The organism is Providencia sp. 6390, from assembly GCF_058148425.1.
This window is the reverse complement of the sequence record NZ_JBYVYL010000001.1, coordinates 630,407-656,664: the sequence shown is the minus strand read 5'-3', so window position 1 is coordinate 656,664 and position 26,258 is coordinate 630,407. Positions and strand designations below refer to the sequence as shown.

Sequence of the window (26,258 nt, the reverse complement as noted above, 5' to 3'; positions counted from 1 at the left end):
TTAATTAGTTACGGCGTTGTAGATAGGATGAGCATCAGTATTAAGTACGATACCCGCTGTAAACTTACCTGCAGTTAATGGGCCATCCGTGACAACGTAACGAAGGCGCAGATACTTAATAACACCATGCGGAACTGTACCGATAATGCGCTTACCTGCATTTAAATCTGCAATTGGCATAGCAAATGACTGGAAGATAGCAACAGGCGTTGTAAACGCTTTATCTGCTGATGTTTCCAGAATGATTTGTACCTTTGCTGCGCCTGCTGCTGTGGCCTGCTCAGTAACCTGTGCAAACAGTTGTAACGGTTCACCGATACCAATATCACGGAAATCACCCTTAACTGGTGTTAGGTCTATGATACTGGTCGCAGTCGCTGACGCTGTTACTGCTTGATCGATAGAAAATAGGTTTTCTTTATCTAAAATCATGTTGCGAACTCCCAACAAAATTAAGTTAGCGGTGCCAACTCAAGCACCGCGCAATAGGTTAGCCTTGCTTACGGACCACCTGATCCTCAGTTGTAAGAATTGCATCAGTGCGGCGCACGGGGATTTCATCAAAAGAAACAACCTTCTTCCCTGCAACTTCTTGCATAGAAATATTGACGTTCTTTGAGTTTTTAATCTGGCGGCGCATCCAGCTACGAACCTGCTGATTGCAATAGAAAACAGGTTTACCCATAGACAGGTTAGGGATTTTCTCAATAGCCTGAATCAGTAAATCAGGCAAGTCGATAGCACCTGTTGCCTCTGGATCTTTGGTTAACTTGGATAGGTCAACGTTAGCGATACGAACCACATAACGCCAATCGCGCATAGTTAAGCCATTTTTCCATTTGAAATGAGTACGGTAACCTTGGTATTTACCACCATCAGCGTCATCTAGTGTTACTTCCCCTAAGTGCTGCTGCTCAAGACCAGCCTTAGAACCTTTAGGATAAATACCATGAACTGTATTTTGCCCCCACACCACCAACCAGATAGAGGTTAAGTTGCTACCCGTGCCACCAGCATCAATGATATTTACGCCATTCTTAGCGCCTAAATCATTGAAGCGTGCAGCTAGTCCTGTGAAGCGCTGAGGGTGCACAGTAGTATCACCATAAAACAATGTTTCAGCCATTTGCTGATTCATTGACTCAATAAACGCTTGTGCTTCTGATAATAAAAACTCACCTGTATTACCGTTCATATCAGCAAGCTCTTTATCAACTTCTGAGTAAGTTTCCAGCATACCTATAGAGTCTGTAACTTGTGCGGTAGTTGATTTACTTGGCGGCACGCCGTAGTTCAACATACGCCATGTGGCCTCTGGTAAACCTGTGCGGACAGTTGTACGGTGGCCTGTAGGTAAGTTACCTTCTGAAAACACCATATCATCAAGAATTTCGTTAGACTGATTGAGCAGCTCAACAATCTTCGCCTGTTTACTGTTTGGGTCTTGACGCTTAGCCCAATCAGTTAAAGTTAGCGCTTTAGACATAATTTATCCCCTATACCCTATTTACTTTCACCAAAAAGAATATCTGCAGTGCTGCGAGCGTTTTCACTGCTGCCACCAACAAAACCGTCCTCAGACATGGCCTTGCCAATTCTTGAAAAAATACGGAATAACTCAGGATGATTACCTAGCCCTGAATCATTTAAATATTGCTTAAGCTCCGGCGTACCGAACTGATCCATAGCTTTTTGTGCGTTACCGATTGACTCAACAGAACCAAGCTCTTTATCAGCCTTGATTGTTTCAGCCCATTCAATTGTTTGTTGCTGCCACGCTTCATTTTGTTGCTTCATGATTTGCGGCATGATCGTAGAGCCGTATACATCAACAATTTTTTGCGCCTGTTCGTTGCTTAAACCTAGTTCACGTGCAATAGGCTCAAACGCTGCTACCGCTTCTTTATCCAGCTCCTGACCTTCGCCAGCAGTAAACTCATACTTTTCAGGCGCAGCGCTTACAGGCTTCTTGTCAGCACCTTCCTGCTTAGCACTGGACGTATCATTAGCCTTATCAGTTTCTGTACCAGTAGTCGTAGTCTGATCACCTGTTGTTGATGTTTCAGTTTTAACCGCTGTAGTTTCTGTGGTTGTCGCAGCTGCACCCTCGCCACCATCAACTGAAACCTCATTACAAAGGCGACGAAACACCAAGCGTTGAAATAAATTCATTGATTGCTCTCCTGTTCTTTGGCTTCTTCTGCCATGACCAAATAGAGATCAGGGCAAACACTCATTACATCGTTAAACAGCTCTAACCCCTTGTTGCGTCTACCTTCATTGAATGAAGTGATATAGGGATCAGACGTAAATGAAACTTCAAAAACACCACTGGCAGATAGTGTTTTCCAGATAAAACGACGACCACATTCAGTACTCATAACTTGTTTTAAATCATCGTCTTCGCGTTCTTTTCTAAGCTTGTCTTTAAGCTCTAAGTCAGCCTGAATCTCTGCTTTTTCCTCTTCCGAGTAATCATCAAACCGTGTCATTGACCACCACCAGCAAGCGCAGCTAAGGCGCTGTTGTCGTCCATTGGTGTATTACCAAGAGCCTGAGCACCAGCCACTGCCTCTTGTGCCATTTGCATTTGTTGCATCTGCTGCTGTTGCTCTGCACGCTGCTGGCGAATAGCGGCTACTTGGTCATTGGATGAAACGATAGTCGGGGAAACACCGATTGATTCAGCGTAGTTATCAATCATTTCGTCAGTATTCAGCTTGTCGAGTGCTTCTGGTTTCATATTTGCCAGACCACCAACAAAGCCAACAAAACGCTCAATACTGCTAACACCAACTGATTTCTGCGCCTGTGCCATCACAGAGATGTATTCAACTTTAAGTTGCATACCCTGCATTTCATCCGGAGGTACGGGTAACAGGTTTTTACGCACCATGATTGCGAACGTACGATTAATTAACTTGTCAAGTAGTTCAGAATCTAAACGCTGCAATACAGGCCCTAACATGAGTAGCTTTTCTTCACGCATTTCAATTACCGCCTCAACTGGCATTGAGCGCGTATTAACATTAGCCATCATCATGAAAAGGTCAGAGAAATAGGCCTCTTTGATTTGATTACGTGTATCACCAATATCAGCAATTAAGCCGTTAATGTCGGCTTGCACTTGGAATATCGGTTTGATCATTTGATCAGCACCAGCCATTGGTAGATAAGTTATTCCACCCGGTACCAGTGAAATACGTTGATTTTTAATGGATGCAGGCGCTTGCATAGGTGGGTTGGTCACTTTATCAATCTGCTGTGCTTTACGGCGCTGCAATAACTGCAATGCTTTAACGCTACCTAATGCAATCATACCTGGGCACGATGAGCCATATACATCCTCGCCGTTAACTTCCCAGCGTGGAGCCATGATGGGGAATTCATCAAAGCCCGATTCACGTAGAACACGATCGCTATCGCCACCCATTTCAAAGTAAACGGATTTAAACAACTTGTTCTTAGCGTCCAGCTTGCCGCTGATGCGGTTTAAATTTGGGTAGACTGAATGAATAACACTGATCCACTGGCTATAGTTTCCAGAGTCCCACATGCTTTTAACCTGCTCACTCACATTGTCTAGCCCGAACTCCATAACCAGTTGACGCACTGTCATACTGAATTCACGAAAACAGGTATCAACTGTTAGGTCGGGACCATTCGCAATGTAATAGCTACCAACTGGAAACGGAACAGTACGAATGACCCGCTCGTTATCTTCAAGTACAGCTAGCGCGCTGGTTGCAAAGGTGCCGATATCAGAATAGGTTTGCGGTAGTGACTGATAGATATTTGAACGGTTGAACACCTCGTTCATGCGCTGTTCAACGACTTCAAGCCACATTTTTACAGGGCTATAGTTCATCATGTCAGGGTCTGGTGTCGCTAAACGGAACCATTTACGGGCTGGGCTAGTTATTCCCGACATCATGCCACTTGAAAGCGTACGCTCTGATTTAGCTGCTTCTTGGTCAATGATTTTCGTATTACGTCTATCACCGCGGTTAACTTCTGATGTGTTAAAACGAGTACTACGAGGGCGCGTATACTCTGCAAGCTCTTTCCAGTGCGGCTCAAATGATTGGCGCTCATTCTTAAGCTGTGAGAGTTGTTTTAATAAATCCTGCTTTAAACTCATATCGCCCCCATTGTTTAGTAATATAGCGTTACTGACCTAGCAGCGTTTTACCACTTGTGGACGCTGATCCTGTTGCGCCCTGCGCACCTGTTAGCAATGTTGACTTACGACCAGCAGCAGCACGGCGGCGACGTAGCTCTTCATCGCGAATACCCACTACCGCTTCATCCTGTTCTTGTGGTGCTGCTTGAACTGGTGGAGGGGTTTTAATTTTAGGTGTACCGCCTAGAATATTTCCGCACATATAACACCTCGATAAGATAAACAATAAACTCAATTAAGAAATATAATACATCTTATTTGACAAATAAAATACATAGATGTACATTTTGTTTATCGGTAGTTGTCAGATGTTCCACTCTCCAGCGATACTTCAGAGACCTTTGCTTATATTTTTGCCCTCGGTATGAGGGCTTTTTTGCCTGTTAGTTAGGCATACGGATCGTAATCAGCATCACTAACAACGTGACTGCCATGATGACTAGATGTTGATATGTTGTGGCGTTCTTTTTTGGTGACTGGGTAAGCAAATGTTAAGACAAACGCATCACCTTTACCCGGTGAGCGTCCAATACGCTTTTTAATATCTTCTTTTGGTTCTAATACAATTTTACCATCAACTCTAACCTTATATTCAGCCACGGATAAATCATCAGCTGTTTCTTGGTCATCAAGCGCACCGCCTATTTTTAACCATGTTTTAGCGCTGCTATACATCTCACCACGCTTATTTAGCATTTGTGGGTCTGTGGACGCGCTACCGAATTGCACAAGCTGCCAATCACGCCCCCATCCCGTGCCGATAGAATAAATCCCTGTACCGTAGCCATAGTCAATATGAACAGCATCCGCACCCAACTGATCCTCAAAGTCAGCAATGCGCTTAGCCATAACCATATCATCAGTAGTTTTGTTACCCGTCCACAGGCATTTACTGTGTAACCCTTGGCGCATATAAATAACCGCATCATCATCGCCAGAGTATGCAGGGTCAACGCCTATGATAATCGGTGCATGTGATACTTCGGCCTGTGTTACTGTGCGCTTCATTGCTGCATCAGTTAAGCCAGTAGGTATAAATTGGGTTTCAGATGTTGACGGGAAGATCCCGCGCACACGAACCTTAACAAAGTCGCTATCCTCGCCCCTATCCTCAATCCATTTATCAATCTGTTCTTTGTTGGTGCCTTCAACCGTACGGCTATCAATCTGTTTAGTTTTCCAACGGTGCTTAAACTTACGGAAACACTCGCGGAAACGCCCTGTATTACGTGTCGGGTTACCAAATGCTATCCAAATGATTTCTGTATTTTCATCCGTCAATGCACCCTCAGCTACTTCCCACACCAGATCAGCAATATTGGAAGCTTCATCGAAAATAAGAATGATGCGCTTCCCCTGATTATGCAGGCCCGCGAATGCCTCTGTATTGTTCTCTGACCACGGTACAGCATCAGCACGCCATGCATTAGCGTGATTAGGGTCATTTGAATAGATAGCGGTTTTTGTACATGTGAACCAGTCTTTGGTGATAGATAGGCGCTGCCACTTCGCAATTTCAGGCCATGTTTTAGTGCGTAGCTGGTTTTCTGTGTTGGCAGTGACAACTACTTTGCAATCGTCGCAAGTATCCATACCCCACTTGATGATCATCGATATGAATGCAGATTTACCAATACCGTGGCCTGATGCCCTAGCAAGCTGTAGCGGCTGGTGGCGTGTCTCATGGTTGCGTAGGTGTTCACCTATTTCGTTCAGCGCTTCCGCTTGCCACTGACGAGGACCATTGGCATTTTCAAGTTCGGTGCCAGCTTCGCCCCAAGGAAAAGCATATAGCGCATAGCTTAACGGGTCATGCGTAAACATGCCGATATCGTTAATCAGCTGTTCTTCTGGCGACATAGTATCAATCATTGCTCACCACCAGCGGCACGCTCGGCACGCTTACGGGCTGCTGCCATTTTATCAGCAAGAGATATGTTTATATCAACTTGGAAGCGCTCACGGAATGCGTTAACGTCTACGTGCTTACCGACCATTTCAAGTACGCGAAGTTTATCTAACAGCTTCACTTTCTTGACGGTAACCCTCTCATCAATGACGGCTATTTCAAATGCAGAAATGCTTTTACGCCATACTGCAGGCCAATCTTTAATTGGCTTGATATCACCAGTATTAGTGAGAATGTCCGCAATATCAGCATCAAGCATATTAACCAATCTCTCTAACACGCTGTCAGCGTCTAGCTTCTTGCGCTTGTTACGCTGCTGCATAAGCTGAGCAATGCGGTCAATGATACGCTGGTCTTTCATTAGTTGGGATGCTCGCTTACAGGCGCTAACTTCGGCATAGCCTGCCGCTAGCGCTGCATTTGTTTGATTATCAGGGGCTTTGATATATTCCTGACAGAAGCGCTCCATTTGAGCATTAAGTGGCGTAGGTTTTCTGGCTGGTGGCTTACGTGGTTTCTTTGCGGTCATAATCATCACCTCTTCGTTTATTATGACCACAAGAAAGGTAAACATCAAATCAAATAAGGAATTTATAGCTTCCTGTGTAGTCTATTTTAAAAATGATTTCATTGATATGTTCCTTCACCTTGTTTTCACTTAAATCACTCTCGCCGAAATAAGCAATTGCCTTCTTCATTAAAAGATTAAGGCCAGAATCACCCGCTTTTGTTTTGCAAATGTTAATTAATGCGTTTATTAATTCTAGTCTAAGCAGATCAACGCTCTCTTTATCAAAGTTGTTTTTATCTAGAAAGTCAACAAGCCTGATCTTGAGTAATGATAACAAACCAAACTCTAAAGACATCTCTCTTAGTTCAGAGTTACTAAACACCGGTAATTCGTGTATTTTCTTAAACTCTTCTAATTCAGATATATCCTCAATTTCTAATTTGGCTTTAAATGCCTTATCTATATTTTTTTCCATCTCCTTAAAAATACAAAAAGCTAAAACAACAATGATAACTAGCGAAAACACAAATATTGAACCAACAACATTTGAAAAATAAAAAAATAAAAAAGAAAATGCAATGAACGGTAGTGACACAGATACATTTGATAAGTAATTTATCCATTTACTATATGCAAACAACTCAAAAGTTATACGCCTATCATTCCTAAAAAATAAAAAATAAGTAGAAAAAACAGTGTTCAATGCTATAGCTACAGAAAACAAAATTGTCGATATCAGTAAAGAAATTGAACAAGATATTGCTATCGGACCCGCACTAAATAATCCTATAAAAAATGCAACGCTAACCCCTGTCATTAGTGAGTGAATATAAGTGTACAAACTAGAAAACTCACCAGATTCATGCATTCTCTTATATAAGGTGAAAGCTGACTTACTATTATTTTTCATTCTATTTTATCCTTAAATTAAATTTTACTTATTCTACCTCCAATTTGATCTCATGCCACCCTTTAGTATTCCAGCACTCAGCGGCACCAGATAGGCAGCAATTAGCCACTGGTAACTGCTCGCCACACCTACCACAGCACCGCATTGATAGCTCAGCAATCTCTCGCTTAAGCCGCGCATCATCGTTACGAATGAGCATTTGAATGTATTCCGATTCGTCGTACGGTTCGCGCCCAGGTCTACGCAATGCACAATTACGCTTAATCATTTCGTGTTCTTCGGCTTCAACCTGCCACTGCGGAGTAACCAAGCCAGCATCCCGCTGGCGTTTACGTTGCGCTGCTTTGCGCTCTGCTGGTGATTTAGCCATTGAATGCCATCCCGATTACAGTTACAACAACACACCAGAGCACGACGAATATTAAGTAAGCTTTTAACATGGCTCTATCTCCGATTCGCTGAACCATTCACCATAATCGCTATTATCAATACAGAAATATTTGTATGGTTCTTCGTTGATAATATCCACAGTCAGCACATCGCCGACACTAAACTTAGATATTCCATTGCTTGAATTTAAACGTTTAATTTTAACTTTATCGCCAATCTTCATATTTACCTCGCGTGACATGTCACGATTGTTTGTTTAGTAAAACAGCCCTAATTCCCAATTCAGGTTGTTCAAACACTCACGGTCAGGCTCAAAGCAATAATCCCATTCCTCTTGGTCTTTATGCTCTCTAACCAGTTGCCAACACCAGCCGTCACGGTGTTTAACTCGCCTTACCAATCTAACTACGGTGGTATCACAATCAAATATGACGCCATAGTCACTGCCAAAGCCGATACGCAAAACATCAAGCTCTACGCTTACCACACGGAACAGTTTAGGCATTGGCTTAGTGCCATTATGGAAATCATCAATTTTGGGGTGCTTTACTGAGATAGTTGCCATTGTTATTTATCCCTAGCTGCCAACATTGCATCTGCCATTATGTAAGCCTCACGCGATACCCACGCTGCTGACTCTTCAATTACGTTAGTAATCATGGCTTCATTGGATAAAATTCCCTGCATAGCAAACATAGCGAACTGGTCACGCAGTGTTAGAGCTTCATTTTCCGGCGGCATGGTAATGATGCCACCAACAAGCCCATATTTTTGTTTCTTAATATCTTTTTTTAGTAATTCAAGCTTATTGATATCATTCAAGATAGACTCCTCACTACTTAATTGTTTATCACTCATGGCCTTATTCCTTTTCTCCTGTTGCTTTAGCGATTGCCTGCTCAGCCTGATACAGTGCCTCTTCCATAGGGTTTAACGACTCTTCTTTTGACTCAATACCAGCCGCATAGAATTGATTCACCATACGCTGCATCGCATAAAGTAAGTCATGAGCCGCATTCTCTACTGAATTATCAGGCGCTTCGCTATCAGTAACGCACGACTTAACAGACAAGATCTGACCGCTATTTAAAACAAACGTGATCACGCGTGATTGATTAAATAAATGTTCCGCAACAGCTCGCAGCGCATCACCTGTAATGTCTTTCTTAACGCCTACTACCTTGCCAGTTTCATTACAGATACTTCCGTAAAAAATCTTGTTAGTGATTGGTGCACACCACACTCTTCTAGTTGCTGTTCTGTTACTCATAATTAATTACCTCACTCATCTCTAATTTAGTAATTTCAATCACTTATTTACCCATTGGTAACAAGTTCATGATTTGTCGATTATTCTGGTAACCTTACCGTTATCATTCCAGTGGTTCCCCAAACCTTAGAAACTCGCCCATCCCATATACGCGAATCATCGTCAAAGATGGCGTCTAGCAAGGCTTTCTCTAAGTTGTCCTTGTCTGGCTTTTGCTGGTGTGGCTGACCATTCATTTCAGCCTGTTTTTTCTTGCTCCATGACTTCGGCATAGGCATAACAAAAATCACGTGGTAATCGCTTTCAGGCAGGTTAATACCCCTTGCTCTCACCTCGTCGCAGAACGCCCTATAGCGCATTACGGCTGGTCTCCTCTGCCATTTGTCACGCTGTGTCATACGTGGCTTAGGTACTGGCACAATTGGATATACAAGGGTTTTCATACAATCACACCCTCTTTGCGTAAGCGCTCACGAACACCAGATAAGATGCGATTAAGCCACAGTTGCTGCCTTGCGCACTCACCAACTTGCTTAAAGCCCTGATGTGCTATGCGAGCCTTTCTGCGTGTGTTTTTATCACCATTGAAATCAAGTCTGCTTAGCTGGGTAACTTGGCGACGTCTTGAGTCAATCTGTTCTTCAAGCCCTATTTCATAGTTATGTTTTAACTTGTACTCCGCACCGCAAGTCGCTCCATCGCCTGATTTTATTTTTGAAACAACACTAAATCGCTCTAATTGCGTCAGAGCGAAATACACAGTGTTGTATCGCGCTTTAATGCCTTTGCTCTCAATGGCTAGCATCAAATCTTTTACAGTCATGCTCTGACCGTTTTTAAGCACTTCAACGACATGATCCTGAAATAACATAAACATTATCCCATTTTTGATTAACCGACATGGTTAATATAAACAATTTGTTTATCTTTTCAACCATAAAAAATCAGTAAGAATTGATTTTCTTACCACCCTCTAAAACGCTCTGTAGCGCTCTACATTCAATTTTAATGCTCAATGTATGTGATTTATCATCCTGCACACCAAAAACCCAACAACGTTTATCCTGCTAACGAATTTCATAAACATTGAATGTTATTTCATTTGATGTTTACGTTTTTCAACTAAATCCATCCAAGCAGGTCGAGGTTTTGATTTGTCGGTAAGTGTTAGTGTTGGCTCTGGCACTTTTTCACCCTTTCTAACTCGCTCAGTCCATTGTGATAACATTTTGTCTAGTCGCTTCTCACATTCGATCTCAGTTAGCCTTAGGTCAATCATTTTCGCCCTGAGGTCTGTAAACATCCAGTACTGAACAGGGTGTTTGAATGGGTACATTTCAGCGCTATGGTAGTTATTGCGCTTAGCACAGTAGACTAGAAAGTCTCTAAGCTGCTCGTCAGGATCAAGCCCAAAAGGGTTTTGTTTAGCAGCTTCACCAGATAACGCTACAATCACATCTGATAGCTCCGGAGGCCATGGATTACCGCTCATGCAGCGATCAATACAGAATTTAAATAGCCCGCCCAGTTGCTGTTCACTCAATGCGCTTAACGCTTGTTTCCACATCAATGACGGTTCCGCCCCGTTCTTGTTGGTCCATTTGTCCCCATACAGCTCCGTCAGTTTGATCCAAAGAGTCGAGATATTCTTGTCCGTGCCTTGCCCTGATTGCATGCTCGACCCGCTGAACCGCTCTCGATTTTCCTGCAGCTGGATCAAATTTGAATTCACTTGTGCCATTTCCAACCACCTTTTTATTTTTCAATCGACTATGTTTCAAACCTTTAGCAAGGGCTAATTCCCATTGCTCGTGCGTTTTGGCTTTTCCTTCTGCCCCCCAGTAGGTTATAAACTCAGCTAACTCATGAGGCTGCAGCGGCTCTTTGAGTATCGTTCCCCAGTACGCGGCCTTTTGCGTAAAGTCCTGATCAGGTTCCCAGCCCTGATACATCACAAATTTATCATTCACACCAAAACCACCAGCTGGAACACGACCGTTCAAGATAGAATTATTGGCATTCAGATCAGATTGAAAATTATCTTCGCGCGTATTAGAGAGAGGTTTTATATTTCCTTTCCCTTCCTTTCCTAAAGGTAGTCCTCCTGTATTACTACCGTAGTTTTCCGGTAGTAGGTTTAGCTCTTTGATTTTACTTGGTGTTTTCTTATTAACGACCTGATGTTTTGTGAAATTATTTATTAGCCCATAACGCTTGCCATCTTGAGCAGAAAATAAGCTAATATAACCACAGTTGGAAAGCTCCTGTAGTAGTACCGGAATACTACCGGAGGTCTCACGTATAGGAAAAACAGCGGCTTTAATGAGCTTTGGATTGGCATTGAAATATCCCTCATCATCTGCATAATTTAATAAACCAATCGCCAGTAAACATGCCGCCTCTGAAATGTCAGCCATGTCCTCATCAGTCCAAAAAGTCGGCTTAATGGTTCTTATGCGAGCCATATCAACCCCCTGAACTATTTTCATAAATAAGGCTCCATGCGGTCATCATGCTTGAACTCCCATTTCTCTTGCCTGCTTGAGAATGCTATTAACACTTTCACGGTAATTTGCCGCGTGCTTAGCAGCACACTCAACGCAGACGCCATTACTTACAAAGCGTTCTGCAACATGTCCATGTACACAGGCTTTACCTGTATAAAAGCGAGATAGCCCGTTAGCTGCTGCTTCTTTTCTACTAATAACTTTCATTGAAAACCTCTATTACAGTCGTGTATGCAGTAAGATTACTCTCCAATAAAAAATAAATCAAACCATAAATGCATTATTATTTATCTCGCACAAAAAAAGACCGCTTTCGCGGCCTTTGGGAAACTATTTTTTAAAACAGTCAGCTATTTGCTCTAACGTAAACTCTTTACCGAATTCTTTAAAAGCAACCTGTAACCTGCGTGCAGTCTGAAATGAAACACTTCTACTACAGTAGCGTAAGTGTATTGAAATATATCGTTCTGTTAAGTTTGCTTTATCAGCAAAGCTTCTGCGCTCTTGTGTCGATAAAGCATTCCAGAACACTTTAAAGTCAAAAAAAGCCATATTTAACCCCAAAAAAGATAAACAATTCAAAAATGATAAACAATTATTGCATTTACCGAAAGGGTTAATTCGATATTAAATAGATAAACAGAATAAACAATATTGCTCAAAAAAAGGACTCATCGTGAAAAATATTAGTGATATCAGAAGAGATAATCTTATCTTTGTTCTTGAAAAGTATTACGACGGAAGACAGAAGAACATTGCTAACGCGCTCAACTGTGCACCAAACTTAATTTCACGTTATTTATCGTCATCTGACTTGAAGAGTCATCGCACTATTAGCGATCCTATGGCGAGAAAAATTGAGTATTTAACTAGACTTCCGAAATATTACATGGATAAGGATCACTTAAACCCGCCTAGCGAAGCTGTTGTTGATGACCCTATTCAAACAGATGTTGGAAAAGCGTTAAGCGATAACATAACAACACTAATGATGATTGAAGATGTTCAATCACAAGCACAGCTCGCCGTTAAGTCAGGGCTCAGCCAAGCAACGGTTAATCGCATCATTAAGAACGAAACAAGCGCTACAGTTGATAGTGTTGCTGCAATCGCAAAAGCACTGAACAGGAAGCCATACGAGCTTCTCATGTCGAAAGAATATGATGACCTGCTGCACTATGATCACAAAAGATACTCAGAGCTACCGTGGACTGAGAAAGAAAAAATACAAGACTTTATCGAGTTTATAATCAATAAAAACGAACGATAAAACAAATTGTTACCACATTAGCCAGCAATATGCTGGCTTTTTTATCGCCAAAAACATAAACAATTTGTTTATCTTTTTCTAATTTAGCGATTGACAGCCATCATTTATGGTTTATAGTTTAACTCAGATTAACCAACAAGGTTAACGCTCTTTAACAATATGACCGGCTGTCACAACCCTAAATTATGTAAGCCGCATAATGTCTTAGCTAACCCGTTAGAACCGGAATGCAAGATTGGACAGTGAAAATATTTAGCAATCTAGCTGTTATAGCTAGGTTTTTTCATGCATATAAACATAAACAATTTGTTTATCTTATGGTGAAAGAAATGAGATTTTATATCGAAAATGGTTTTCACGTATTTATCGTACGTGGAAAGAAAAAAGAATTTACTAGCTTTAAAGAAGGCATTGATTGGGCTTTTACCACATGGGTAGCAATTCAAACCGACAAGGAATTTTCTAATGAGTGAGCAAGAACAAGAACAATTTGAAAAACGTAAACTAAGCAATATTGTTAGTGCTATTTTAATCGCTAATAACATTAATACCGCTGACAATATTCAACTTTTAACAGATCACCTTAACAAAACATCAATTAGCGAAGAGATGCAGAAGTTTGATCAAATCGCATTTGAGTTAGCACTAACAACAACAGCAACACCGAGCTTTTCCTACCTTCATGACAACGACATTATCAATGCATATGTACATGTCATTAAAAATGAAGATAAGTTTCGCTCTAATAGAGACAGGAAAAAATATTTCTTATCTTTAACAGCAACTGAGTCTGATGTAGCTGTAGAGGAAAAGGCTGAAGAAGCTGATCATGACAATAAAGATAAACAAATTGTTTATCAAGGAACTCCTGATGTTATCGAAAGTAACATAAAAGAGAATGAATACTTTGAGCCTGGTCGTTACCCAGACATTTCAAATGAGGCTTATCACTCATCAAATGGCATTAGCAGCACAATGCTTAAAGATGCTCGCATAAGCTTGATGTACTACGAGCGCCGACACATCAGTAAAGTTATTCAGCGTGAACGCTCTGAGGCCTTAGACTTCGGTAGCTTATTTCACACTTTAGTTTTAGAGCCTGAAAAGGTTGAAGATGAGTTTAGCTTAGCACCTGTAATCCCAGCTGGCGCGTTTACTAACACTGAATCAATGACTAAGTGGATTGAAGAATTTAACGCAACATTGCCGCAACCATTGCCATTATCAGGATCTGTGGAAGAAATAGGCGGCATATATGCAGACTTGCCAGAAGAGTTTAAGAAAATACCTGAATCAGACAAGCACACTGCTACAGCAATGAAAGCATGCATTAAAGAATTTAACGCAACATTGCCGCAGCCATTGAAAAAATCAGGAAAAAAAGAAGATATCGCAGCATCAATAAAAGAAGTTAAACCTGATGCTGTATTTGAAGACGATTTAATCAATGAGTGGCTTTCTGATGAATCGAAAATAAAAATAACTGACGACCAATACAGAATTGGAAAAGCTATGCAGCAAGCTGTTTTTGATCACCCAGAAGCAGGAAAGTTTATCAATCACCACAGTCGTTCAGTTGAGGTCAGTTATTACGGCATTGATGATGACACTGGCTTAGAAGTTCGCGTAAGGCCTGACTTGGAGATCCAGCACAGCGAAGACATAAGACTAGGCTTTGATCTTAAGTCTGTTTCATTGGGTCGCTTTAAACAAGAAGCTATAGAAGCAATGATACGCCGTGAAATAATAAACCGTGATTATCATGTCAGCGCTGCCATGTACTGCGATATCGCCATGCTAGACCAGTTCTTCTGGATATTCGTTAACAAAGACGAAAACTATCACTGGGTTGCCATCGTCGAAGCCTCAACAGAGTTATTAGAGTTTGGTCGTTTAGAGTATAAGAAAACGCTACGTGATATTAATAACGCAATGAATACAGGCGTATGGCCTGCCCCTGTCACAGAAACTCTCACTATTAATCTTACTGACTTTGAAACACGCAAGTTAGAAGAACTTCAATTAGAAGAAGCTTAATCAATTCTAGCGCCCTGCTTACTGCGTGGCGCTTATCAATTTAGAGGTAATCATCATGTCAGAAGTCGCTTTAAGCAACCAGCCGCAAACAGCTGTGACTAACAGCTCACTCTTATTTAATCCTGAGTTGATGGATCGCATTGTTCGCTTTGCAGAAATAATGGCCTCAGGTGTTGCAACAGTACCAAAACATTTACAAGGAAAACCATCAGATTGCTTAGCTATCACAATGCAGGCGTCTCGCTGGGGAATGGATCCTTTTGTTGTCGGGCAAAAAACACACTTAGTCGGTGGAACTCTTGGCTATGAGGCCCAGTTAGTTAACGCAGTGATCACTAGTTCCAACGTCGTTGTAGGCCGCTTTCATTATGAGTACGGCGGTGACTGGAAAAAAATTGTAGGCAAAAAAGACCAACGTGACGAATCAGGTTTATATATTCGTGTTGGTGCAGTGCTTCGCGGTGAAACTGAAATAACCTATGGTGAGCCCGTTTATTTAGCAGATGTACAAGTTAGGAACTCACCACTTTGGAAAACCATGCCAAAGCAACAAATTGCTTACTTAGCTGTCAAGTATTGGTCTCGTTTGTATTGCCCTGAAGTGATCATGGGTGTTTATACACCAGATGAGTTAGAAGAGCGCACTATCAAAGATGTTACGCCAAAAAAAGAGCGCGTTTCTATCAGCGAAATAACGCAACAAGACACTGATCAGCATCAAGAATCCACCAGCAGCGAAAGCAATGTAATTACTGGTGAAATTGTTGATGATAATTTTGATCCCGACCTACTTCGACAAGCTATTACTGAAGCATCGACGCTAGATGAAGTAAAAGAGGTTCGCATACAAATTGATGAACTTAAATCATCGCTCGGAACTACTCTTTTCACTGAGTTAAAAAATAAAGCAGTGCAGGCATATCACAAAATCGATGCTAACAACAACATTGAAGCTCAAATCAACAGTCTGCCAGCTGGTGGCTCAACAGAAGCTAAAGAAGCTTTCGATAAAGTTGTTCAATTCCTTAACGCCAATAAACGCAAGCTTGGCGATGAATTGTTCGAAGCATTCAGCATCACGCTAAACGATATGAAAGACGAATATCAATAATATTACTGACGGCGGGTTTATCCCGCCATTGGAGTTTCTATGAACCTAAATGAATTAAAAACACTGGATGATATTTGCACGCCTGAGGAAGTGAAGCAAAAAACAGGCGTCGGTAATTCTATTTTAGAAAAGCTTCACAAAAGCAAAATATTAGTAAAAGTCTATTTATCTGAGCGTGCATTTGTTTATCGCCGCAATGAAGTTAACGACTATATCACCAGCTGTTGGAATAATCCGGATGCAGCAAAAGAAGAAATTGATATGGCTCATGTTAATAAAAACAACCCCAAGCATGCGAAAGTAAATAGCAATACTACTAGGTAAATAAGCTGAATTACTAACCCTTCCCTATGTGATTTAACCAAAGGATATAACCATGAAAACTCTACATGGACGCTGTATTCGTCGCTGGAAACTACGATTTAAAGATGTTTGCGATTCAAAAGTTTCGCCTCATTTCAGAAAGCGCGACTTAAAAGGATTTTGTCGTGAATCTGGCGTCATTACTGCCGATATGATGATTTTAAACATGGCAGAGGGAAATGCTCACGTTGATTTTGATGGTAAACACCATGGATGGTCGCCTGAATTTTCAAAGTTCTTTGATGAGAACCGAGAAAAATATATGACCGAAGCTCGCTTATTTCTCAATGAAGAAGCTACCAACAACGAAATAAACGATTTAATCGAAGAAGAGATTTCAAACTGGAATTAATTCAAGGATATATTTGCAAGGATGCAAACAGGAGATAGATATGACAGATAAACTCAAAAAAGAAATAAGCAGCATTATGGATAGAGCAGCGATGGGTAATGCGACCGTCTGTATATTAAATCGCTTCGCCAGCACTGTTCAGGTGGCTTCTTTTTTAATTAGCAAGGGAAAAGTAAAAGAAGCTACCGACTGGCTGTATGGTGCTCTGGAATGGGATTCTGAGGTTGATATTTTTAGCGACTTGAAAGATAGCGACGGTAATTCAGAAGATATTCAAACTTGGTTCGATAAGCAGATGGAAGGCGAAATTAGCTTTGCAGAAGCAATTGAATTAATCCGCAAGCATTACCCCGAACTCGAAAAGCTACGGACAGCTTAATTTAACTCGCAGGGATGCAATGAAGAGGAATGAATATGAAAGTTGAGCAGTCACAAGTTACTAAACTAGTTATTTCAGAGGTTCAGAATCATGACCCTATTCATGTTTATTTAGAAGATTATGGTGATAACCGTAGAGGTCGTGTGACTATTAGTGAATATGGTAAATCATGGTCATGTTACTGGGGCGGCATGGGTATGTCACTTGCTGAGTTTCTATTGTGGATAACAAACCAGTATTGGATTGGTTATTTAGACTCTCGTTTAGAAAGTGAGATTGATGCCGATAATGAAGAAAATATCGCGTTTGTTAAAAAAGAAATAATGCGGTGCAGAAGAAAAGGAATTATAGATGAATTCGATGCGCGTAGCATGTTTGATGATGTCGAATATAGCGAAGATATAATGCACGACATTCTTTATCCAAGGCTAGGTGATGACTATAAGAAACTATTTGATAGAGACCCATATTCAGCTAATTGGCCTAAACAAGAAAATCCGGACTATTGTAGAATGGAATCGCGGCTTAATGTAATTCGTGAAGCGCTTAAACAATCAAAGGTGGAGTGATGGATAAATCAAGGCAGCAATTTGAAGATACAATAAAGAAACTTAGCGACCCGTCAGAATTTGAATCAAAACTTAAACGCGCAAATAACGGATTAAATTACGCTGACCGTGACGTTGATTTAATGTGGATTAGCTGGCAGGCATCACGCGAGAGTTTAATTAATAACTTACCAGAAAGTATTAATTGCCCTACTGCGCCAGAATTAATATGGCTACAGGTTGACCCTGAACCAGAGGAGGAAAACAAACCTGTATATCCAGTTAATTTATATAGCGGTGATGTAACTTGGAGCGCTGACAGAGAATTCCCAACTGACACGTTATATATTCGTGCTGATTTAATTCAAAAGTAAACAACCATACAAATAATCGGATATGTATTACTCATGCTAATACAGGGTTCTGCTGTGCCTGTATCTGAGCAAATATACACACAGCAAGAGTGCGAGAGCCGTGCTATGCAGATAATGCAGGTGCGGGATGTTGAAATAATTTGTGGTGAGGTGATTCGTGGAAGATAAAAGAAAGATGCTTAATTCATTATTCACGCGCTTGAATTGGGATGCGCAAGATACTGGAATGATTAGATTGCGTAATGCTGAAATAGGAGCAAAGCTTCAAATAAGATGTACAGCACTGTGGCAAGAGGTAATTAATTCTGATGAAGCGACTGATGATTTAATTAACAGATTAACTGTATTTCATAATGATGTTGAGTCAGCGGCAAAAGAAACGGGGTTGTATAAATGAAGGGTAAGCTAACAATATCAAGACCTAGTTATGGCGATGATAGAGAGAAGATAAATATTGTCGTTAAATGTGATATGTCTAAATTAAGATTTTTAAGTCTTGAAATTGACTATGCTGATTTTGCTAAATGTATAACTGGACTTTCTGAAGTCGATTGTGAATTGGAAGTTAGCGGGCTTGATAATGTAGGTAAGAAAAGAATAACAGAACAGAGAGGCGTTATTTGCCCTATTAAATCATATGAAAAGAGCGTGCTAAGAGATTGGTTAATCAACAACAAACAAGAAGATGGTTATATTCTTGATGCTTATTTAGGTAGTCAATCATCAGTACAATATTGTGATGAAGGAACAATATTAAACTACAGGGTTATTAAATATGTTGAGGTTGATAATGAATAAATACACTGAACTATCGCGCAGCAATGATTTTATTTTTGTTAATGAAGGGCGAGGAGATTAATTAATGCATGGTATATCTTTTGAAGAAGATGAAGCAATGTCAGAATATGGAGCTTATCGTAAATTAGTGTTGTTAAATGATGGGGGCTATAGCGAATTAAAGGATATCGAATTCCCGCTTGAAGTTGAATGTGAGCTTGATGGAGAGAATCTAGCAATTGTTGATAAGTCTGAGTTTTATTTTGATGATGATGAATTAAACAACAGTCGTGATTATTTTATTTTTGCAATCGGAATTGATTGTAAGCTAGCAAACTATAGCCACGTTACTTGGATGGTTGCATTTTGATGAAGGACACAAAGAATGAAAAAATATAACCTAATTTTAGCCGATCCACCTTGGCAATATAACAATAAAGCATCAAATGGCGCAGCAACCAATCATTACAACACCACAGATTTATATTCCCTCTCTAGACTACCAGTAGAAACCATAGCTTCTGAAAACTCCGTACTGTGCATGTGGTACACAGGAAATTTTGTGCAAGAAGCATTTGAGCTAGCCAAGGTGTGGGGGTTTACGGTACGTACATTCAAGGCGTTTACGTGGGTTAAATTCAACTCACTGGCTCATGAACGTTTTGATAAAGCCCTACAGAATAGCACCCTGTTTGATTTTCATGACATGCTGGATCTGCTCAATGCTGAAACAAAAATGAACGGTGGTAACTATAGCAGAGCCAATAGCGAGGATGTATTAATAGCGACTCGCGGCAACGGCTTAGAGCGCATGAGCGCAAGCGTTAAACAGGTTGTGTTTAGTTGCTTAGGTGAGCACAGTCAAAAGCCTTGGGAGGTTAAAAATAGGCTTGAACAACTATACGGCGATGTAAAACGCATAGAGTTATTTGCGCGTGACATGTCACAGGGTTGGGATGCTTGGGGCAATGAATGCCCTAACAACAGTATTGAACTTACCGGACCACAATTTATAACCAAGGAGGAGTTCATTGATTGAATTAATTTTGATAGCGTATGCATGGGTTGCAGGATATATTTTCTCTGCAATCGGTACTGAAAATGATAGCCGCCCTGTAATTATAGAGCGGCTTTTTTATTCCGTATTTTGGCTAGTTGTTGGCGCTTCCATGCTTTCGACATTACTGGCCGCAAAAGTTTTAGGCTCAGAAAAATAAACCTCTTAAATTCTACCCTTCTCTTTCTCTATCCAACCATCCACCATATTAGCCCACTGCTGTAGCATATCGCGGCGTTGTTCTGCATATTCAGCTTTGTTATATACAGCACGAACACCGCCTTGTTCGTGGGCTAAACTCTTCTCTATCCAGTCAGAATTGAAACCAGCCTCGTGCAATAGCGTACTGGCTGTTCTTCTTAGGTCATGTACCGTGACAGGCTCAAACTCAATACCTTTCTTGTTAATACGTTTTATTGTTCCATCTATAACATTGTTCAATGCTGCATTTGAAAGCGGTTTTTTTATATCGTATCTACCCGGTATAATATAATCACTTCCCATTGCGCAAACTTTAAAGCCTGTAACGATATCCATAGCCTGATCAGAAAGATAAATAACATGTGACCTACGCCGCTTCATTCGCTCTTTAGGGATCACCCACTGGCGCTCTTCAAAATCAATTTCATCCCAAGTCGCGTTTGTGAATTCACTCTTCCTGACCATTGTTAGTAACACAAACATCACAGCAAGTTTTAACGTTGGGTAACAGCTATAATTTTCTAGTTCGTTAAAGAATATACCTATCTCTTTTGGAGACATTGCACGCTCACGAGCTTCGAATGTTGCTATTGATGATGCTTTAATACTATCGACAGGATTTGTTATCTCATAACCGCGATCAATAACATAGCTGAACACAGAGCCGATAATTTCACGTACCTGTAAAGCTGTTGCCCTTGCGCCACGATCTTTAATCTTTTCACACAGCGCTCTAACTTTTTGTGTTGTTATTTCTTCTAGCTGTAATTTACCTAACGTTGGATAGATTTCGTTTCTTGCTATCGCCTCTTTCATTGCCCTTGTTGTATTAGCGAAACGCGTTTCTTCTAAGTACTTAACGGTATAATCTTTCAATACCGTTCCTTGCCTTCTCTTACTAATACCGTCACGCTTCTGTGAAGCCGGTGATATACCTGCGTTTAGCGTCTTTTTAGCATCGATTAGCATTTCTCTTGCTTCAGCAAGTGTGATACCGTCATCGCTGTAACGTCCAAAAGTTATAGTTTCTCTACGTCCGTTAAAGCGATAATCATATCTAAATGATATGGCACCAGTTTTTGTGACAGCAACATATAAACCATCACGATCGGCCACCTTATATAGCTTATCTTCTGGCTTTAAGCTCTTTAATTTTTTATCGGTTAGCATGTCATTTTTCCTTTGCGTGATACCGTCAATTTTATAATTTTGGCGACGGTATTATGTGGCCACTTCAGTCATTTTTATTCTTAGTACCGTCATATATACCGTCAAAATTACCTGCTGTTGTCAATCGTTATCTATCGTTAAAAACAAAAAAGCACCAGTAAGTTACTGATGCTTTTAGTATTAATGATTTCTAATAATCGCTATCGATGATAGCTATATTATTCCCACTCAATTGTTGCTGGTGGCTTGCCGCTGATATCATACACCACCCTCGAAATGCCATTAACCTCATTGATAATGCGGTTTGAAACACGTCCAAGGAAGTCATACGGTAAGTGTGCCCAATGAGCGGTCATAAAGTCGATAGTTTCTACTGCACGCAGGGAAACAACCCAATCATATTTACGGCCATCACCCATCACACCAACTGAACGAACAGGTAGGAATACCGTAAATGCTTGGCTAACTTTATGGTAAAGATCGGCTTTATGCAGTTCTTCAATGAAAATTGCATCAGCACGACGTAGCAGATCACAGTATTCTTTCTTCACTTCACCCAGTACACGAACACCAAGACCTGGGCCTGGGAATGGGTGGCGATACAACATGTCGTATGGCAGGCCAAGTTCAAGACCAATTTTACGTACTTCGTCTTTGAACAGCTCTTTCAATGGTTCAACAAGACCCAGTTTCATGTCGTCTGGTAAACCGCCTACGTTATGGTGAGATTTGATAACGTGTGCTTTACCTGTTGCAGAGGCAGCTGATTCAATAACGTCTGGGTAGATGGTCCCTTGTGCTAACCATTTAATATTAGGGAGTTTAGATGACTCTTCATCAAACACTTCGATAAATACATGGCCAATTTTTTTACGCTTAGCTTCTGGATCGCTGATCCCTGCTAATGCATTTAAGAAACGATCTTCAGCTTTAGCATGGATAATGTTCAAGTCAAACTTACCTTTAAACATTTCCATCACTTGGTCTGCTTCATTTAAACGTAATAAACCGTTATCAACGAATACGCAGGTTAAACGCTTACCAATCGCACGGTTTAATAATAGCGCTGTAACGGATGAATCGACACCACCAGACAGTGCCAGTAATACGTGATCATCACCAATTTGCTCTTTCAAACGTGCGACGGTGTCTTCGATAATCGCAGCTGGTGTCCACAGTGCATCACAATGGCAGATTTCTTGTACAAAGCGTTTTAAAATATTCAAACCTTGATAGGTATGAGTCACTTCTGGATGGAATTGTACACCATAGAATTTTTTCTCTTCGTTTGCCATGATAGCAAACGGGCAGCTTGGCGTGCTTGCAATCGTTTTAAAGTCCGCTGGGATTGCAGTCACTTTATCACCATGGCTCATCCAAACATCGAGTACTGGTGTACCATTTTCACTTAGAGAGTCTTGGATATCTCGGAACAGATCACACGGCTCAGTAACTTCAACTTTTGCATAACCAAACTCGCGCTCGCCAGAAACTTCAACCGCACCGCCGAGTTGCATAGACATGGTTTGCATGCCGTAACAAATGCCTAAAACAGGTACGCCTGCATTGAATACATATTCAGGTGCACGTGGACTATTATTTTCAGTGGTACTTTCTGGTCCACCTGAAAGAATAATGCCGTTTGGATTGAATTCACGAATTTGCTCTTCTGAGACGTCCCACGCCCAGAGTTCACAATAAACGCCAATTTCACGGATGCGGCGCGCAATGAGCTGTGAGTACTGTGAGCCAAAATCAAGAATAAGAATGCGATGTTTATGGATATTTGTTGTCATTTGAGGAGAATTCCAAAAATTCAAGTCAAAAATAGAAAATCAGTAGCTCTGCAATTAAATACAGAGCCACCCTGAAATAGGTGCTGTTATTGCCCCAGACGGTAGTTCGGGGACTCTTTAGTAATGGTTACGTCATGTACGTGGCTTTCTTGGATACCCGCACCACTGATGCGAACAAATTCAGCTTTAGTACGCAAAGCATCAATAGTAGCACAACCGGTCAGGCCCATACAGGAGCGTAGGCCACCCATTTGTTGGTGAATAATATCTTTTAGGCGGCCTTTATAAGCTACACGGCCTTCGATTCCTTCAGGAACGAGTTTATCTGCAGCATTATCTGTTTGGAAGTAACGATCAGAGGAGCCTTTAGACATTGCACCTAATGAACCCATACCACGGTATGCTTTGTAAGTACGGCCTTGGAACAGGATGGTTTCGCCCGGAGACTCTTCAGTACCTGCAAACATCGAACCGACCATGACACATGCCGCACCCGCAGCGATAGCTTTCGAAATATCACCAGAGAAACGGATACCGCCATCGGCGATAACAGGGATGCCAGTGCCTTCTAAGGCTTCAACAGCGTCAGCAATAGCCGTAATTTGTGGCACACCTACACCGGTTACGATACGCGTTGTACAAATAGAACCAGGTCCGATACCCACTTTAACAGCGCTAACCCCAGCATCTGCCAGTGCTTTAGCACCTTCAGCAGTTGCAACGTTACCACCAATAATTTGTAAGTCAGGATATTTTTTGCGTGTCTCACGAATGCGTTGTAACACACCTTCTGAATGGCCGTGTGATGAGTCAATCAACAAAACGTCAACGCCTGCGGCAACAAGTGCATCAACACGCTCTTCGTTACCTGCACCCGCACCAACAGCAGCACCTACACGCAGACGGCCTTGCTCGTCTTTACATGCGTTAGGTTTACGCTCTGCTTTTTGGAAATCTTTAACGGTGATCATGCCTAAAAGGTGGAAGTTATCATCAATAACTAATGCCTTTTCAACACGTTTTTCATGCATTTTTTGCAGAACGACTTCACGTGCTTCGCCTTCTTTCACCGTCACTAAGCGTTCTTTAGGCGTCATGACTGCAGTAACCGGTTGATCTAAATCGGTAACAAAGCGAACGTCACGGCCAGTAATAATACCCACTAAAGAGTTATCAGCAGCAACCACTGGGTAACCAGCAAAACCGTTACGTTCTGACATTTCTTGAACTTCACGAATAGTAGTGTCTGGCGTTACTGTCACAGGATCAGCAACAACACCACTTTCGTGTTTCTTCACACGGCGAACTTCTTCAGCTTGGCGCTCAATAGACATGTTTTTGTGAATAAAACCAAGACCACCCTCTTGAGCTAGTGCGATAGCAAGATCAGATTCGGTCACAGTGTCCATCGCAGCAGAGAGCATAGGAATGTTCAGGCGGATAGTTGCGGTCAGTTGGGTAGACAGATCGGCCGTGTTTGGTAATACGGTTGAGTGTGCAGGAACGAGCAATACGTCGTCGAAAGTTAGTGCTTCTTTTTTAATGCGTAACATAGGCAATATCTCACCAGGCAGCGTTATGGAAAGGTATAAAATATTGCCGCGGCATTATACACACCGAAACCGATTGCCTCCAGCCTTTTTTTGAAAAAAAACTTGCTAACTGCTCTGACTAGGTTAGTATCAGTCAATTAAGTCATTGTTTTAGAATTTGATCTAGCTCACATGTCAACACAAGAAAATAGTGGAATTTATTCTGTCAGCAAACTCAATCAAGCGGTTCGTGAACTTCTAGATCGCCAAATGGGTCGGGTTTGGTTAACAGCCGAAATCTCAAACTTTTCACAACCTAGCTCTGGTCATTGGTATCTCACCTTAAAAGATGATAAAGCTCAGGTTCGTGCAGCTATGTTTCGCGGGCAAAACACCCGTGTTACCTTTCGCCCACAAAATGGTCAACAAGTATTAGTTCGTGCAACCGTCACCCTGTATGAACCACGTGGTGACTATCAAATCATCATTGAAAGTATGCAACCTGCTGGCGAAGGGCTATTACAGCAACGTTTTGAATTGTTGAAACAAGTTCTCAGTGCGGAAGGTTTATTTGATGCGATGCATAAACAACCGTTACCTTCACCAGCGAAACGTATCGGGGTAATCACTTCAGCTACTGGTGCGGCATTACATGATATTCTACACATTCTACGCCGTCGAGACCCCTCACTACCGGTGGTTATTTATCCTACTGCAGTACAAGGGGATCAAGCGCCTGCTCAAATTGCTAGAGCCATTGCATTAGCAAATTTACGTGATGAATGTGATGAATGTGATGTGCTGATTGTTGGCCGCGGTGGAGGCTCATTAGAGGATTTGTGGGCATTCAATGAGGAAATCGTTGCGAGAGCTATCTTTGCTAGTCGAATACCTATTGTAAGTGCAGTTGGTCATGAAACTGATGTTACTATTGCTGATTTTGTTGCTGATGTGCGTGCACCAACCCCTTCAGCCGCCGCAGAATTAGTCAGTCGAAATCAACTTGAATTGATCCGCCAACTACAATCATCGCAGCAACACCTTGAGATGGCGATGGATTACTATCTTGCAGGTCAACAACAACGCTTTAGTCGTTTGCAACATCGTTTACAACAGCAGCACCCTCAATTACGTTTAGCAAGGCAGCAGCATCAACTCAGTCTTCTGAGCCAAAAACTTAATCAAGCAATCACTAGGCGCATACAAAATGTCCAAATGCGCCATGAACAACTACAACGCCGCTTATCACAGCAGGATTTACGTCCGCAGCTGCAAAAACAACAACGTGCATTACAGCAAACACAGTATCATTTGCAAAATATGGCTTCTGAGCTACTCAATGGTTATAAACAACGTTTTGCTGTAGCCTGTTCAAAAATGGAAGCGGTTAGCCCACTAGCCACTTTAGCGCGAGGGTTTAGTATCAGTGAAACTACTGATGGCACGGTACTGAAAAAAACCTCACAAATTAAATTAGGGCAAAAGCTGAAAACCCGTCTCAATGATGGTTGGGTTGAAAGTGAAGTGACTGAAGTAACTAAATTGAAAGCCAAACGCGCTCCTCGATCTGCCAACAAATCTTAAGACTGAGGATATCGAATAAAATCGATA

The 26,258-nt window shown here is 41.4% G+C and carries 37 protein-coding genes; 15 read left to right on the top strand and 22 right to left on the bottom strand.

The features are described 5' to 3' along the window. The 19 genes from AC3Z9T_RS03195 to AC3Z9T_RS03105 all read right to left on the bottom strand — a co-directional run bounded on the left by AC3Z9T_RS03195 (position 1) and on the right by AC3Z9T_RS03105 (position 12,232). A complete protein-coding gene (locus AC3Z9T_RS03195; protein ID WP_490124749.1) occupies positions 1–432 on the bottom strand; it encodes a Bbp16 family capsid cement protein in 432 nt (143 codons plus the stop codon). A gap of 58 nt (positions 433–490) precedes the next feature. Further along, on the bottom strand, positions 491–1,486 hold the full coding sequence (locus AC3Z9T_RS03190) for a major capsid protein (protein WP_490124748.1): 996 nt from the start codon (positions 1,484–1,486) through the stop codon (positions 491–493). Positions 1,487–1,503: 17 nt separating this feature from the next. Then, positions 1,504–2,172: a peptidase gene (locus AC3Z9T_RS03185; protein WP_490124747.1), complete on the bottom strand. Its 669-nt coding sequence runs from the start codon at positions 2,170–2,172 to the stop codon at positions 1,504–1,506. Then, positions 2,169–2,492, bottom strand: a complete 324-nt coding sequence (locus tag AC3Z9T_RS03180; RefSeq protein WP_490124746.1) for a Bbp19 family protein — start codon at positions 2,490–2,492, stop codon at positions 2,169–2,171. The genes AC3Z9T_RS03185 and AC3Z9T_RS03180 overlap by 4 nt, the downstream gene beginning before the upstream one ends. Beyond that, complete coding sequence (locus AC3Z9T_RS03175; RefSeq protein WP_490124745.1) at positions 2,489–4,141, bottom strand: portal protein; 1,653 nt, start codon at positions 4,139–4,141, stop codon at positions 2,489–2,491. Before AC3Z9T_RS03175 ends, AC3Z9T_RS03180 begins: the two co-directional genes overlap by 4 nt. Positions 4,142–4,169: 28 nt before the next feature. Beyond that, positions 4,170–4,385 (bottom strand): hypothetical protein, encoded by a 216-nt coding sequence (locus tag AC3Z9T_RS03170; protein ID WP_490124744.1) that lies wholly within the window; start codon positions 4,383–4,385, stop codon positions 4,170–4,172. Positions 4,386–4,570: 185 nt separating this feature from the next. Then, positions 4,571–6,055, bottom strand: a complete 1,485-nt coding sequence (locus AC3Z9T_RS03165) for a terminase (protein ID WP_490124743.1) — start codon at positions 6,053–6,055, stop codon at positions 4,571–4,573. Then, a complete protein-coding gene (locus AC3Z9T_RS03160; protein ID WP_490124742.1) occupies positions 6,052–6,627 on the bottom strand; it encodes a terminase small subunit in 576 nt (191 codons plus the stop codon). The genes AC3Z9T_RS03165 and AC3Z9T_RS03160 overlap by 4 nt, the downstream gene beginning before the upstream one ends. A 43-nt stretch (positions 6,628–6,670) precedes the next feature. Continuing rightward, positions 6,671–7,513 (bottom strand): hypothetical protein, encoded by an 843-nt coding sequence (locus AC3Z9T_RS03155; protein ID WP_490124741.1) that lies wholly within the window; start codon positions 7,511–7,513, stop codon positions 6,671–6,673. 28 nt (positions 7,514–7,541) lie between these two features. Continuing rightward, positions 7,542–7,883, bottom strand: a complete 342-nt coding sequence (locus AC3Z9T_RS03150) for a hypothetical protein (protein WP_490124740.1) — start codon at positions 7,881–7,883, stop codon at positions 7,542–7,544. Positions 7,884–8,159: 276 nt separating this feature from the next. Continuing rightward, positions 8,160–8,468, bottom strand: coding sequence for a hypothetical protein (locus AC3Z9T_RS03145; protein ID WP_490124739.1), 309 nt, complete (start codon positions 8,466–8,468; stop codon positions 8,160–8,162). Positions 8,469–8,470: 2 nt separating this feature from the next. Then, positions 8,471–8,761 (bottom strand): hypothetical protein, encoded by a 291-nt coding sequence (locus AC3Z9T_RS03140; protein WP_490124738.1) that lies wholly within the window; start codon positions 8,759–8,761, stop codon positions 8,471–8,473. Positions 8,762–8,765: 4 nt separating this feature from the next. Continuing rightward, positions 8,766–9,173, bottom strand: coding sequence for a DUF7446 family protein (locus tag AC3Z9T_RS03135; protein WP_490124737.1), 408 nt, complete (start codon positions 9,171–9,173; stop codon positions 8,766–8,768). Positions 9,174–9,253: 80 nt separating this feature from the next. Beyond that, positions 9,254–9,616, bottom strand: coding sequence for a RusA family crossover junction endodeoxyribonuclease (locus tag AC3Z9T_RS03130; protein ID WP_490124736.1), 363 nt, complete (start codon positions 9,614–9,616; stop codon positions 9,254–9,256). Further along, positions 9,613–10,044: a hypothetical protein gene (locus AC3Z9T_RS03125; protein WP_490124735.1), complete on the bottom strand. Its 432-nt coding sequence runs from the start codon at positions 10,042–10,044 to the stop codon at positions 9,613–9,615. The genes AC3Z9T_RS03130 and AC3Z9T_RS03125 overlap by 4 nt, the downstream gene beginning before the upstream one ends. 222 nt (positions 10,045–10,266) lie before the next feature. Continuing rightward, positions 10,267–10,740 (bottom strand): replication protein P, encoded by a 474-nt coding sequence (locus AC3Z9T_RS03120; RefSeq protein ID WP_490124734.1) that lies wholly within the window; start codon positions 10,738–10,740, stop codon positions 10,267–10,269. Beyond that, positions 10,709–11,638 (bottom strand): DnaT-like ssDNA-binding domain-containing protein, encoded by a 930-nt coding sequence (locus AC3Z9T_RS03115; RefSeq protein ID WP_490125134.1) that lies wholly within the window; start codon positions 11,636–11,638, stop codon positions 10,709–10,711. Before AC3Z9T_RS03115 ends, AC3Z9T_RS03120 begins: the two co-directional genes overlap by 32 nt. A 45-nt stretch (positions 11,639–11,683) precedes the next feature. Next, on the bottom strand, positions 11,684–11,887 hold the full coding sequence (locus AC3Z9T_RS03110) for a hypothetical protein (RefSeq protein ID WP_490124733.1): 204 nt from the start codon (positions 11,885–11,887) through the stop codon (positions 11,684–11,686). Between the two features lie 123 nt (positions 11,888–12,010). Next, positions 12,011–12,232 carry a hypothetical protein gene (locus AC3Z9T_RS03105; protein WP_490124732.1) on the bottom strand — a complete coding sequence of 74 codons (222 nt, stop codon included), beginning with the start codon at positions 12,230–12,232 and terminating at the stop codon, positions 12,011–12,013. 124 nt (positions 12,233–12,356) lie between these two features. Between AC3Z9T_RS03105 and AC3Z9T_RS03100 the strand changes: the two genes are divergently transcribed. The 14 genes from AC3Z9T_RS03100 (at position 12,357) to AC3Z9T_RS03035 (ending at position 20,108) form a co-directional block, all read left to right on the top strand. Beyond that, on the top strand, positions 12,357–12,950 hold the full coding sequence (locus AC3Z9T_RS03100; protein ID WP_490124731.1) for a helix-turn-helix domain-containing protein: 594 nt from the start codon (positions 12,357–12,359) through the stop codon (positions 12,948–12,950). 227 nt (positions 12,951–13,177) lie between these two features. Continuing rightward, a complete protein-coding gene (locus tag AC3Z9T_RS03095; RefSeq protein WP_490124730.1) occupies positions 13,178–13,423 on the top strand; it encodes a hypothetical protein in 246 nt (81 codons plus the stop codon). Beyond that, positions 13,416–14,987: a PD-(D/E)XK nuclease-like domain-containing protein gene (locus AC3Z9T_RS03090; RefSeq protein ID WP_490124729.1), complete on the top strand. Its 1,572-nt coding sequence runs from the start codon at positions 13,416–13,418 to the stop codon at positions 14,985–14,987. Before AC3Z9T_RS03095 ends, AC3Z9T_RS03090 begins: the two co-directional genes overlap by 8 nt. Positions 14,988–15,042: 55 nt before the next feature. Next, entirely contained in the window at positions 15,043–16,098 is a 1,056-nt protein-coding gene (locus AC3Z9T_RS03085; RefSeq protein ID WP_490124728.1) for a RecT family recombinase, read from the top strand. A 39-nt stretch (positions 16,099–16,137) separates the two neighbouring features. Continuing rightward, positions 16,138–16,422 carry a hypothetical protein gene (locus AC3Z9T_RS03080; RefSeq protein WP_490124727.1) on the top strand — a complete coding sequence of 95 codons (285 nt, stop codon included), beginning with the start codon at positions 16,138–16,140 and terminating at the stop codon, positions 16,420–16,422. Between the two features lie 52 nt (positions 16,423–16,474). Then, on the top strand, positions 16,475–16,813 hold the full coding sequence (locus AC3Z9T_RS03075; RefSeq protein ID WP_490124726.1) for a hypothetical protein: 339 nt from the start codon (positions 16,475–16,477) through the stop codon (positions 16,811–16,813). Between the two features lie 40 nt (positions 16,814–16,853). Then, positions 16,854–17,192, top strand: a complete 339-nt coding sequence (locus tag AC3Z9T_RS03070) for a hypothetical protein (protein WP_490124725.1) — start codon at positions 16,854–16,856, stop codon at positions 17,190–17,192. Positions 17,193–17,227: 35 nt separating this feature from the next. Next, entirely contained in the window at positions 17,228–17,761 is a 534-nt protein-coding gene (locus AC3Z9T_RS03065) for a phiTE_072 family protein (RefSeq protein ID WP_490124724.1), read from the top strand. After that, positions 17,761–18,114, top strand: a complete 354-nt coding sequence (locus AC3Z9T_RS03060; protein ID WP_490124723.1) for a phiTE_015 family protein — start codon at positions 17,761–17,763, stop codon at positions 18,112–18,114. The genes AC3Z9T_RS03065 and AC3Z9T_RS03060 overlap by 1 nt, the downstream gene beginning before the upstream one ends. Before the next feature lie 157 nt (positions 18,115–18,271). Continuing rightward, positions 18,272–18,511: a hypothetical protein gene (locus AC3Z9T_RS03055; protein ID WP_490124722.1), complete on the top strand. Its 240-nt coding sequence runs from the start codon at positions 18,272–18,274 to the stop codon at positions 18,509–18,511. Further along, positions 18,508–18,912 (top strand): hypothetical protein, encoded by a 405-nt coding sequence (locus AC3Z9T_RS03050; protein WP_490124721.1) that lies wholly within the window; start codon positions 18,508–18,510, stop codon positions 18,910–18,912. The genes AC3Z9T_RS03055 and AC3Z9T_RS03050 overlap by 4 nt, the downstream gene beginning before the upstream one ends. Before the next feature lie 64 nt (positions 18,913–18,976). After that, complete coding sequence (locus tag AC3Z9T_RS03045) at positions 18,977–19,261, top strand: hypothetical protein (protein WP_490124720.1); 285 nt, start codon at positions 18,977–18,979, stop codon at positions 19,259–19,261. Positions 19,262–19,276: 15 nt separating this feature from the next. Next, positions 19,277–19,930 (top strand): MT-A70 family methyltransferase, encoded by a 654-nt coding sequence (locus AC3Z9T_RS03040; protein WP_490124719.1) that lies wholly within the window; start codon positions 19,277–19,279, stop codon positions 19,928–19,930. After that, the gene (locus AC3Z9T_RS03035) at positions 19,923–20,108 is read left to right on the top strand and encodes a hypothetical protein (RefSeq protein WP_490124718.1); all 186 of its coding nucleotides are present in this window, start codon (positions 19,923–19,925) and stop codon (positions 20,106–20,108) included. Before AC3Z9T_RS03040 ends, AC3Z9T_RS03035 begins: the two co-directional genes overlap by 8 nt. 5 nt (positions 20,109–20,113) lie before the next feature. Here the strand turns inward: AC3Z9T_RS03035 and AC3Z9T_RS03030 are convergent, their stop codons facing one another. From AC3Z9T_RS03030 to guaB, 3 genes are all read right to left on the bottom strand, one after another. Further along, on the bottom strand, positions 20,114–21,319 hold the full coding sequence (locus tag AC3Z9T_RS03030; protein ID WP_490124717.1) for a tyrosine-type recombinase/integrase: 1,206 nt from the start codon (positions 21,317–21,319) through the stop codon (positions 20,114–20,116). A 218-nt stretch (positions 21,320–21,537) separates the two neighbouring features. After that, positions 21,538–23,115, bottom strand: a complete 1,578-nt coding sequence (guaA, locus tag AC3Z9T_RS03025; RefSeq protein WP_490124716.1) for a glutamine-hydrolyzing GMP synthase — start codon at positions 23,113–23,115, stop codon at positions 21,538–21,540. Positions 23,116–23,201: 86 nt separating this feature from the next. Beyond that, entirely contained in the window at positions 23,202–24,668 is a 1,467-nt protein-coding gene (gene guaB, locus AC3Z9T_RS03020) for an IMP dehydrogenase (RefSeq protein WP_490124715.1), read from the bottom strand. Between the two features lie 171 nt (positions 24,669–24,839). Here guaB and xseA point away from each other — a divergent pair, with 171 nt between their 5' ends. Then, on the top strand, positions 24,840–26,231 hold the full coding sequence (gene xseA, locus AC3Z9T_RS03015) for an exodeoxyribonuclease VII large subunit (RefSeq protein WP_490124714.1): 1,392 nt from the start codon (positions 24,840–24,842) through the stop codon (positions 26,229–26,231). The last annotated feature ends 27 nt before the right edge of the window (positions 26,232–26,258 follow it).

Bases quoted from the DNA above. Each gene is read 5' to 3' on its own strand.
- AC3Z9T_RS03195 (WP_490124749.1), bottom strand. From the start codon at position 432: ATGATTTTAGATAAAGAAAACCTATTTTCTATCGATCAAGCAGTAACA.
- AC3Z9T_RS03190 (WP_490124748.1), bottom strand. From the start codon at position 1,486: ATGTCTAAAGCGCTAACTTTAACTGATTGGGCTAAGCGTCAAGACCCA.
- AC3Z9T_RS03185 (WP_490124747.1), bottom strand. From the start codon at position 2,172: ATGAATTTATTTCAACGCTTGGTGTTTCGTCGCCTTTGTAATGAGGTT.
- AC3Z9T_RS03180 (WP_490124746.1), bottom strand. From the start codon at position 2,492: ATGACACGGTTTGATGATTACTCGGAAGAGGAAAAAGCAGAGATTCAG.
- AC3Z9T_RS03175 (WP_490124745.1), bottom strand. From the start codon at position 4,141: ATGAGTTTAAAGCAGGATTTATTAAAACAACTCTCACAGCTTAAGAAT.
- AC3Z9T_RS03170 (WP_490124744.1), bottom strand. From the start codon at position 4,385: ATGTGCGGAAATATTCTAGGCGGTACACCTAAAATTAAAACCCCTCCA.
- AC3Z9T_RS03165 (WP_490124743.1), bottom strand. From the start codon at position 6,055: ATGATTGATACTATGTCGCCAGAAGAACAGCTGATTAACGATATCGGC.
- AC3Z9T_RS03160 (WP_490124742.1), bottom strand. From the start codon at position 6,627: ATGATTATGACCGCAAAGAAACCACGTAAGCCACCAGCCAGAAAACCT.
- AC3Z9T_RS03155 (WP_490124741.1), bottom strand. From the start codon at position 7,513: ATGAAAAATAATAGTAAGTCAGCTTTCACCTTATATAAGAGAATGCAT.
- AC3Z9T_RS03150 (WP_490124740.1), bottom strand. From the start codon at position 7,883: ATGGCTAAATCACCAGCAGAGCGCAAAGCAGCGCAACGTAAACGCCAG.
- AC3Z9T_RS03145 (WP_490124739.1), bottom strand. From the start codon at position 8,468: ATGGCAACTATCTCAGTAAAGCACCCCAAAATTGATGATTTCCATAAT.
- AC3Z9T_RS03140 (WP_490124738.1), bottom strand. From the start codon at position 8,761: ATGAGTGATAAACAATTAAGTAGTGAGGAGTCTATCTTGAATGATATC.
- AC3Z9T_RS03135 (WP_490124737.1), bottom strand. From the start codon at position 9,173: ATGAGTAACAGAACAGCAACTAGAAGAGTGTGGTGTGCACCAATCACT.
- AC3Z9T_RS03130 (WP_490124736.1), bottom strand. From the start codon at position 9,616: ATGAAAACCCTTGTATATCCAATTGTGCCAGTACCTAAGCCACGTATG.
- AC3Z9T_RS03125 (WP_490124735.1), bottom strand. From the start codon at position 10,044: ATGTTATTTCAGGATCATGTCGTTGAAGTGCTTAAAAACGGTCAGAGC.
- AC3Z9T_RS03120 (WP_490124734.1), bottom strand. From the start codon at position 10,740: ATGTGGAAACAAGCGTTAAGCGCATTGAGTGAACAGCAACTGGGCGGG.
- AC3Z9T_RS03115 (WP_490125134.1), bottom strand. From the start codon at position 11,638: ATGGCTCGCATAAGAACCATTAAGCCGACTTTTTGGACTGATGAGGAC.
- AC3Z9T_RS03110 (WP_490124733.1), bottom strand. From the start codon at position 11,887: ATGAAAGTTATTAGTAGAAAAGAAGCAGCAGCTAACGGGCTATCTCGC.
- AC3Z9T_RS03105 (WP_490124732.1), bottom strand. From the start codon at position 12,232: ATGGCTTTTTTTGACTTTAAAGTGTTCTGGAATGCTTTATCGACACAA.
- AC3Z9T_RS03095 (WP_490124730.1), top strand. From the start codon at position 13,178: ATGCAAGATTGGACAGTGAAAATATTTAGCAATCTAGCTGTTATAGCT.
- AC3Z9T_RS03090 (WP_490124729.1), top strand. From the start codon at position 13,416: ATGAGTGAGCAAGAACAAGAACAATTTGAAAAACGTAAACTAAGCAAT.
- AC3Z9T_RS03085 (WP_490124728.1), top strand. From the start codon at position 15,043: ATGTCAGAAGTCGCTTTAAGCAACCAGCCGCAAACAGCTGTGACTAAC.
- AC3Z9T_RS03080 (WP_490124727.1), top strand. From the start codon at position 16,138: ATGAACCTAAATGAATTAAAAACACTGGATGATATTTGCACGCCTGAG.
- AC3Z9T_RS03075 (WP_490124726.1), top strand. From the start codon at position 16,475: ATGAAAACTCTACATGGACGCTGTATTCGTCGCTGGAAACTACGATTT.
- AC3Z9T_RS03070 (WP_490124725.1), top strand. From the start codon at position 16,854: ATGACAGATAAACTCAAAAAAGAAATAAGCAGCATTATGGATAGAGCA.
- AC3Z9T_RS03065 (WP_490124724.1), top strand. From the start codon at position 17,228: ATGAAAGTTGAGCAGTCACAAGTTACTAAACTAGTTATTTCAGAGGTT.
- AC3Z9T_RS03060 (WP_490124723.1), top strand. From the start codon at position 17,761: ATGGATAAATCAAGGCAGCAATTTGAAGATACAATAAAGAAACTTAGC.
- AC3Z9T_RS03050 (WP_490124721.1), top strand. From the start codon at position 18,508: ATGAAGGGTAAGCTAACAATATCAAGACCTAGTTATGGCGATGATAGA.
- AC3Z9T_RS03045 (WP_490124720.1), top strand. From the start codon at position 18,977: ATGCATGGTATATCTTTTGAAGAAGATGAAGCAATGTCAGAATATGGA.
- AC3Z9T_RS03040 (WP_490124719.1), top strand. From the start codon at position 19,277: ATGAAAAAATATAACCTAATTTTAGCCGATCCACCTTGGCAATATAAC.
- AC3Z9T_RS03030 (WP_490124717.1), bottom strand. From the start codon at position 21,319: ATGCTAACCGATAAAAAATTAAAGAGCTTAAAGCCAGAAGATAAGCTA.
- guaA (WP_490124716.1), bottom strand. From the start codon at position 23,115: ATGACAACAAATATCCATAAACATCGCATTCTTATTCTTGATTTTGGC.
- guaB (WP_490124715.1), bottom strand. From the start codon at position 24,668: ATGTTACGCATTAAAAAAGAAGCACTAACTTTCGACGACGTATTGCTC.
- xseA (WP_490124714.1), top strand. From the start codon at position 24,840: ATGTCAACACAAGAAAATAGTGGAATTTATTCTGTCAGCAAACTCAAT.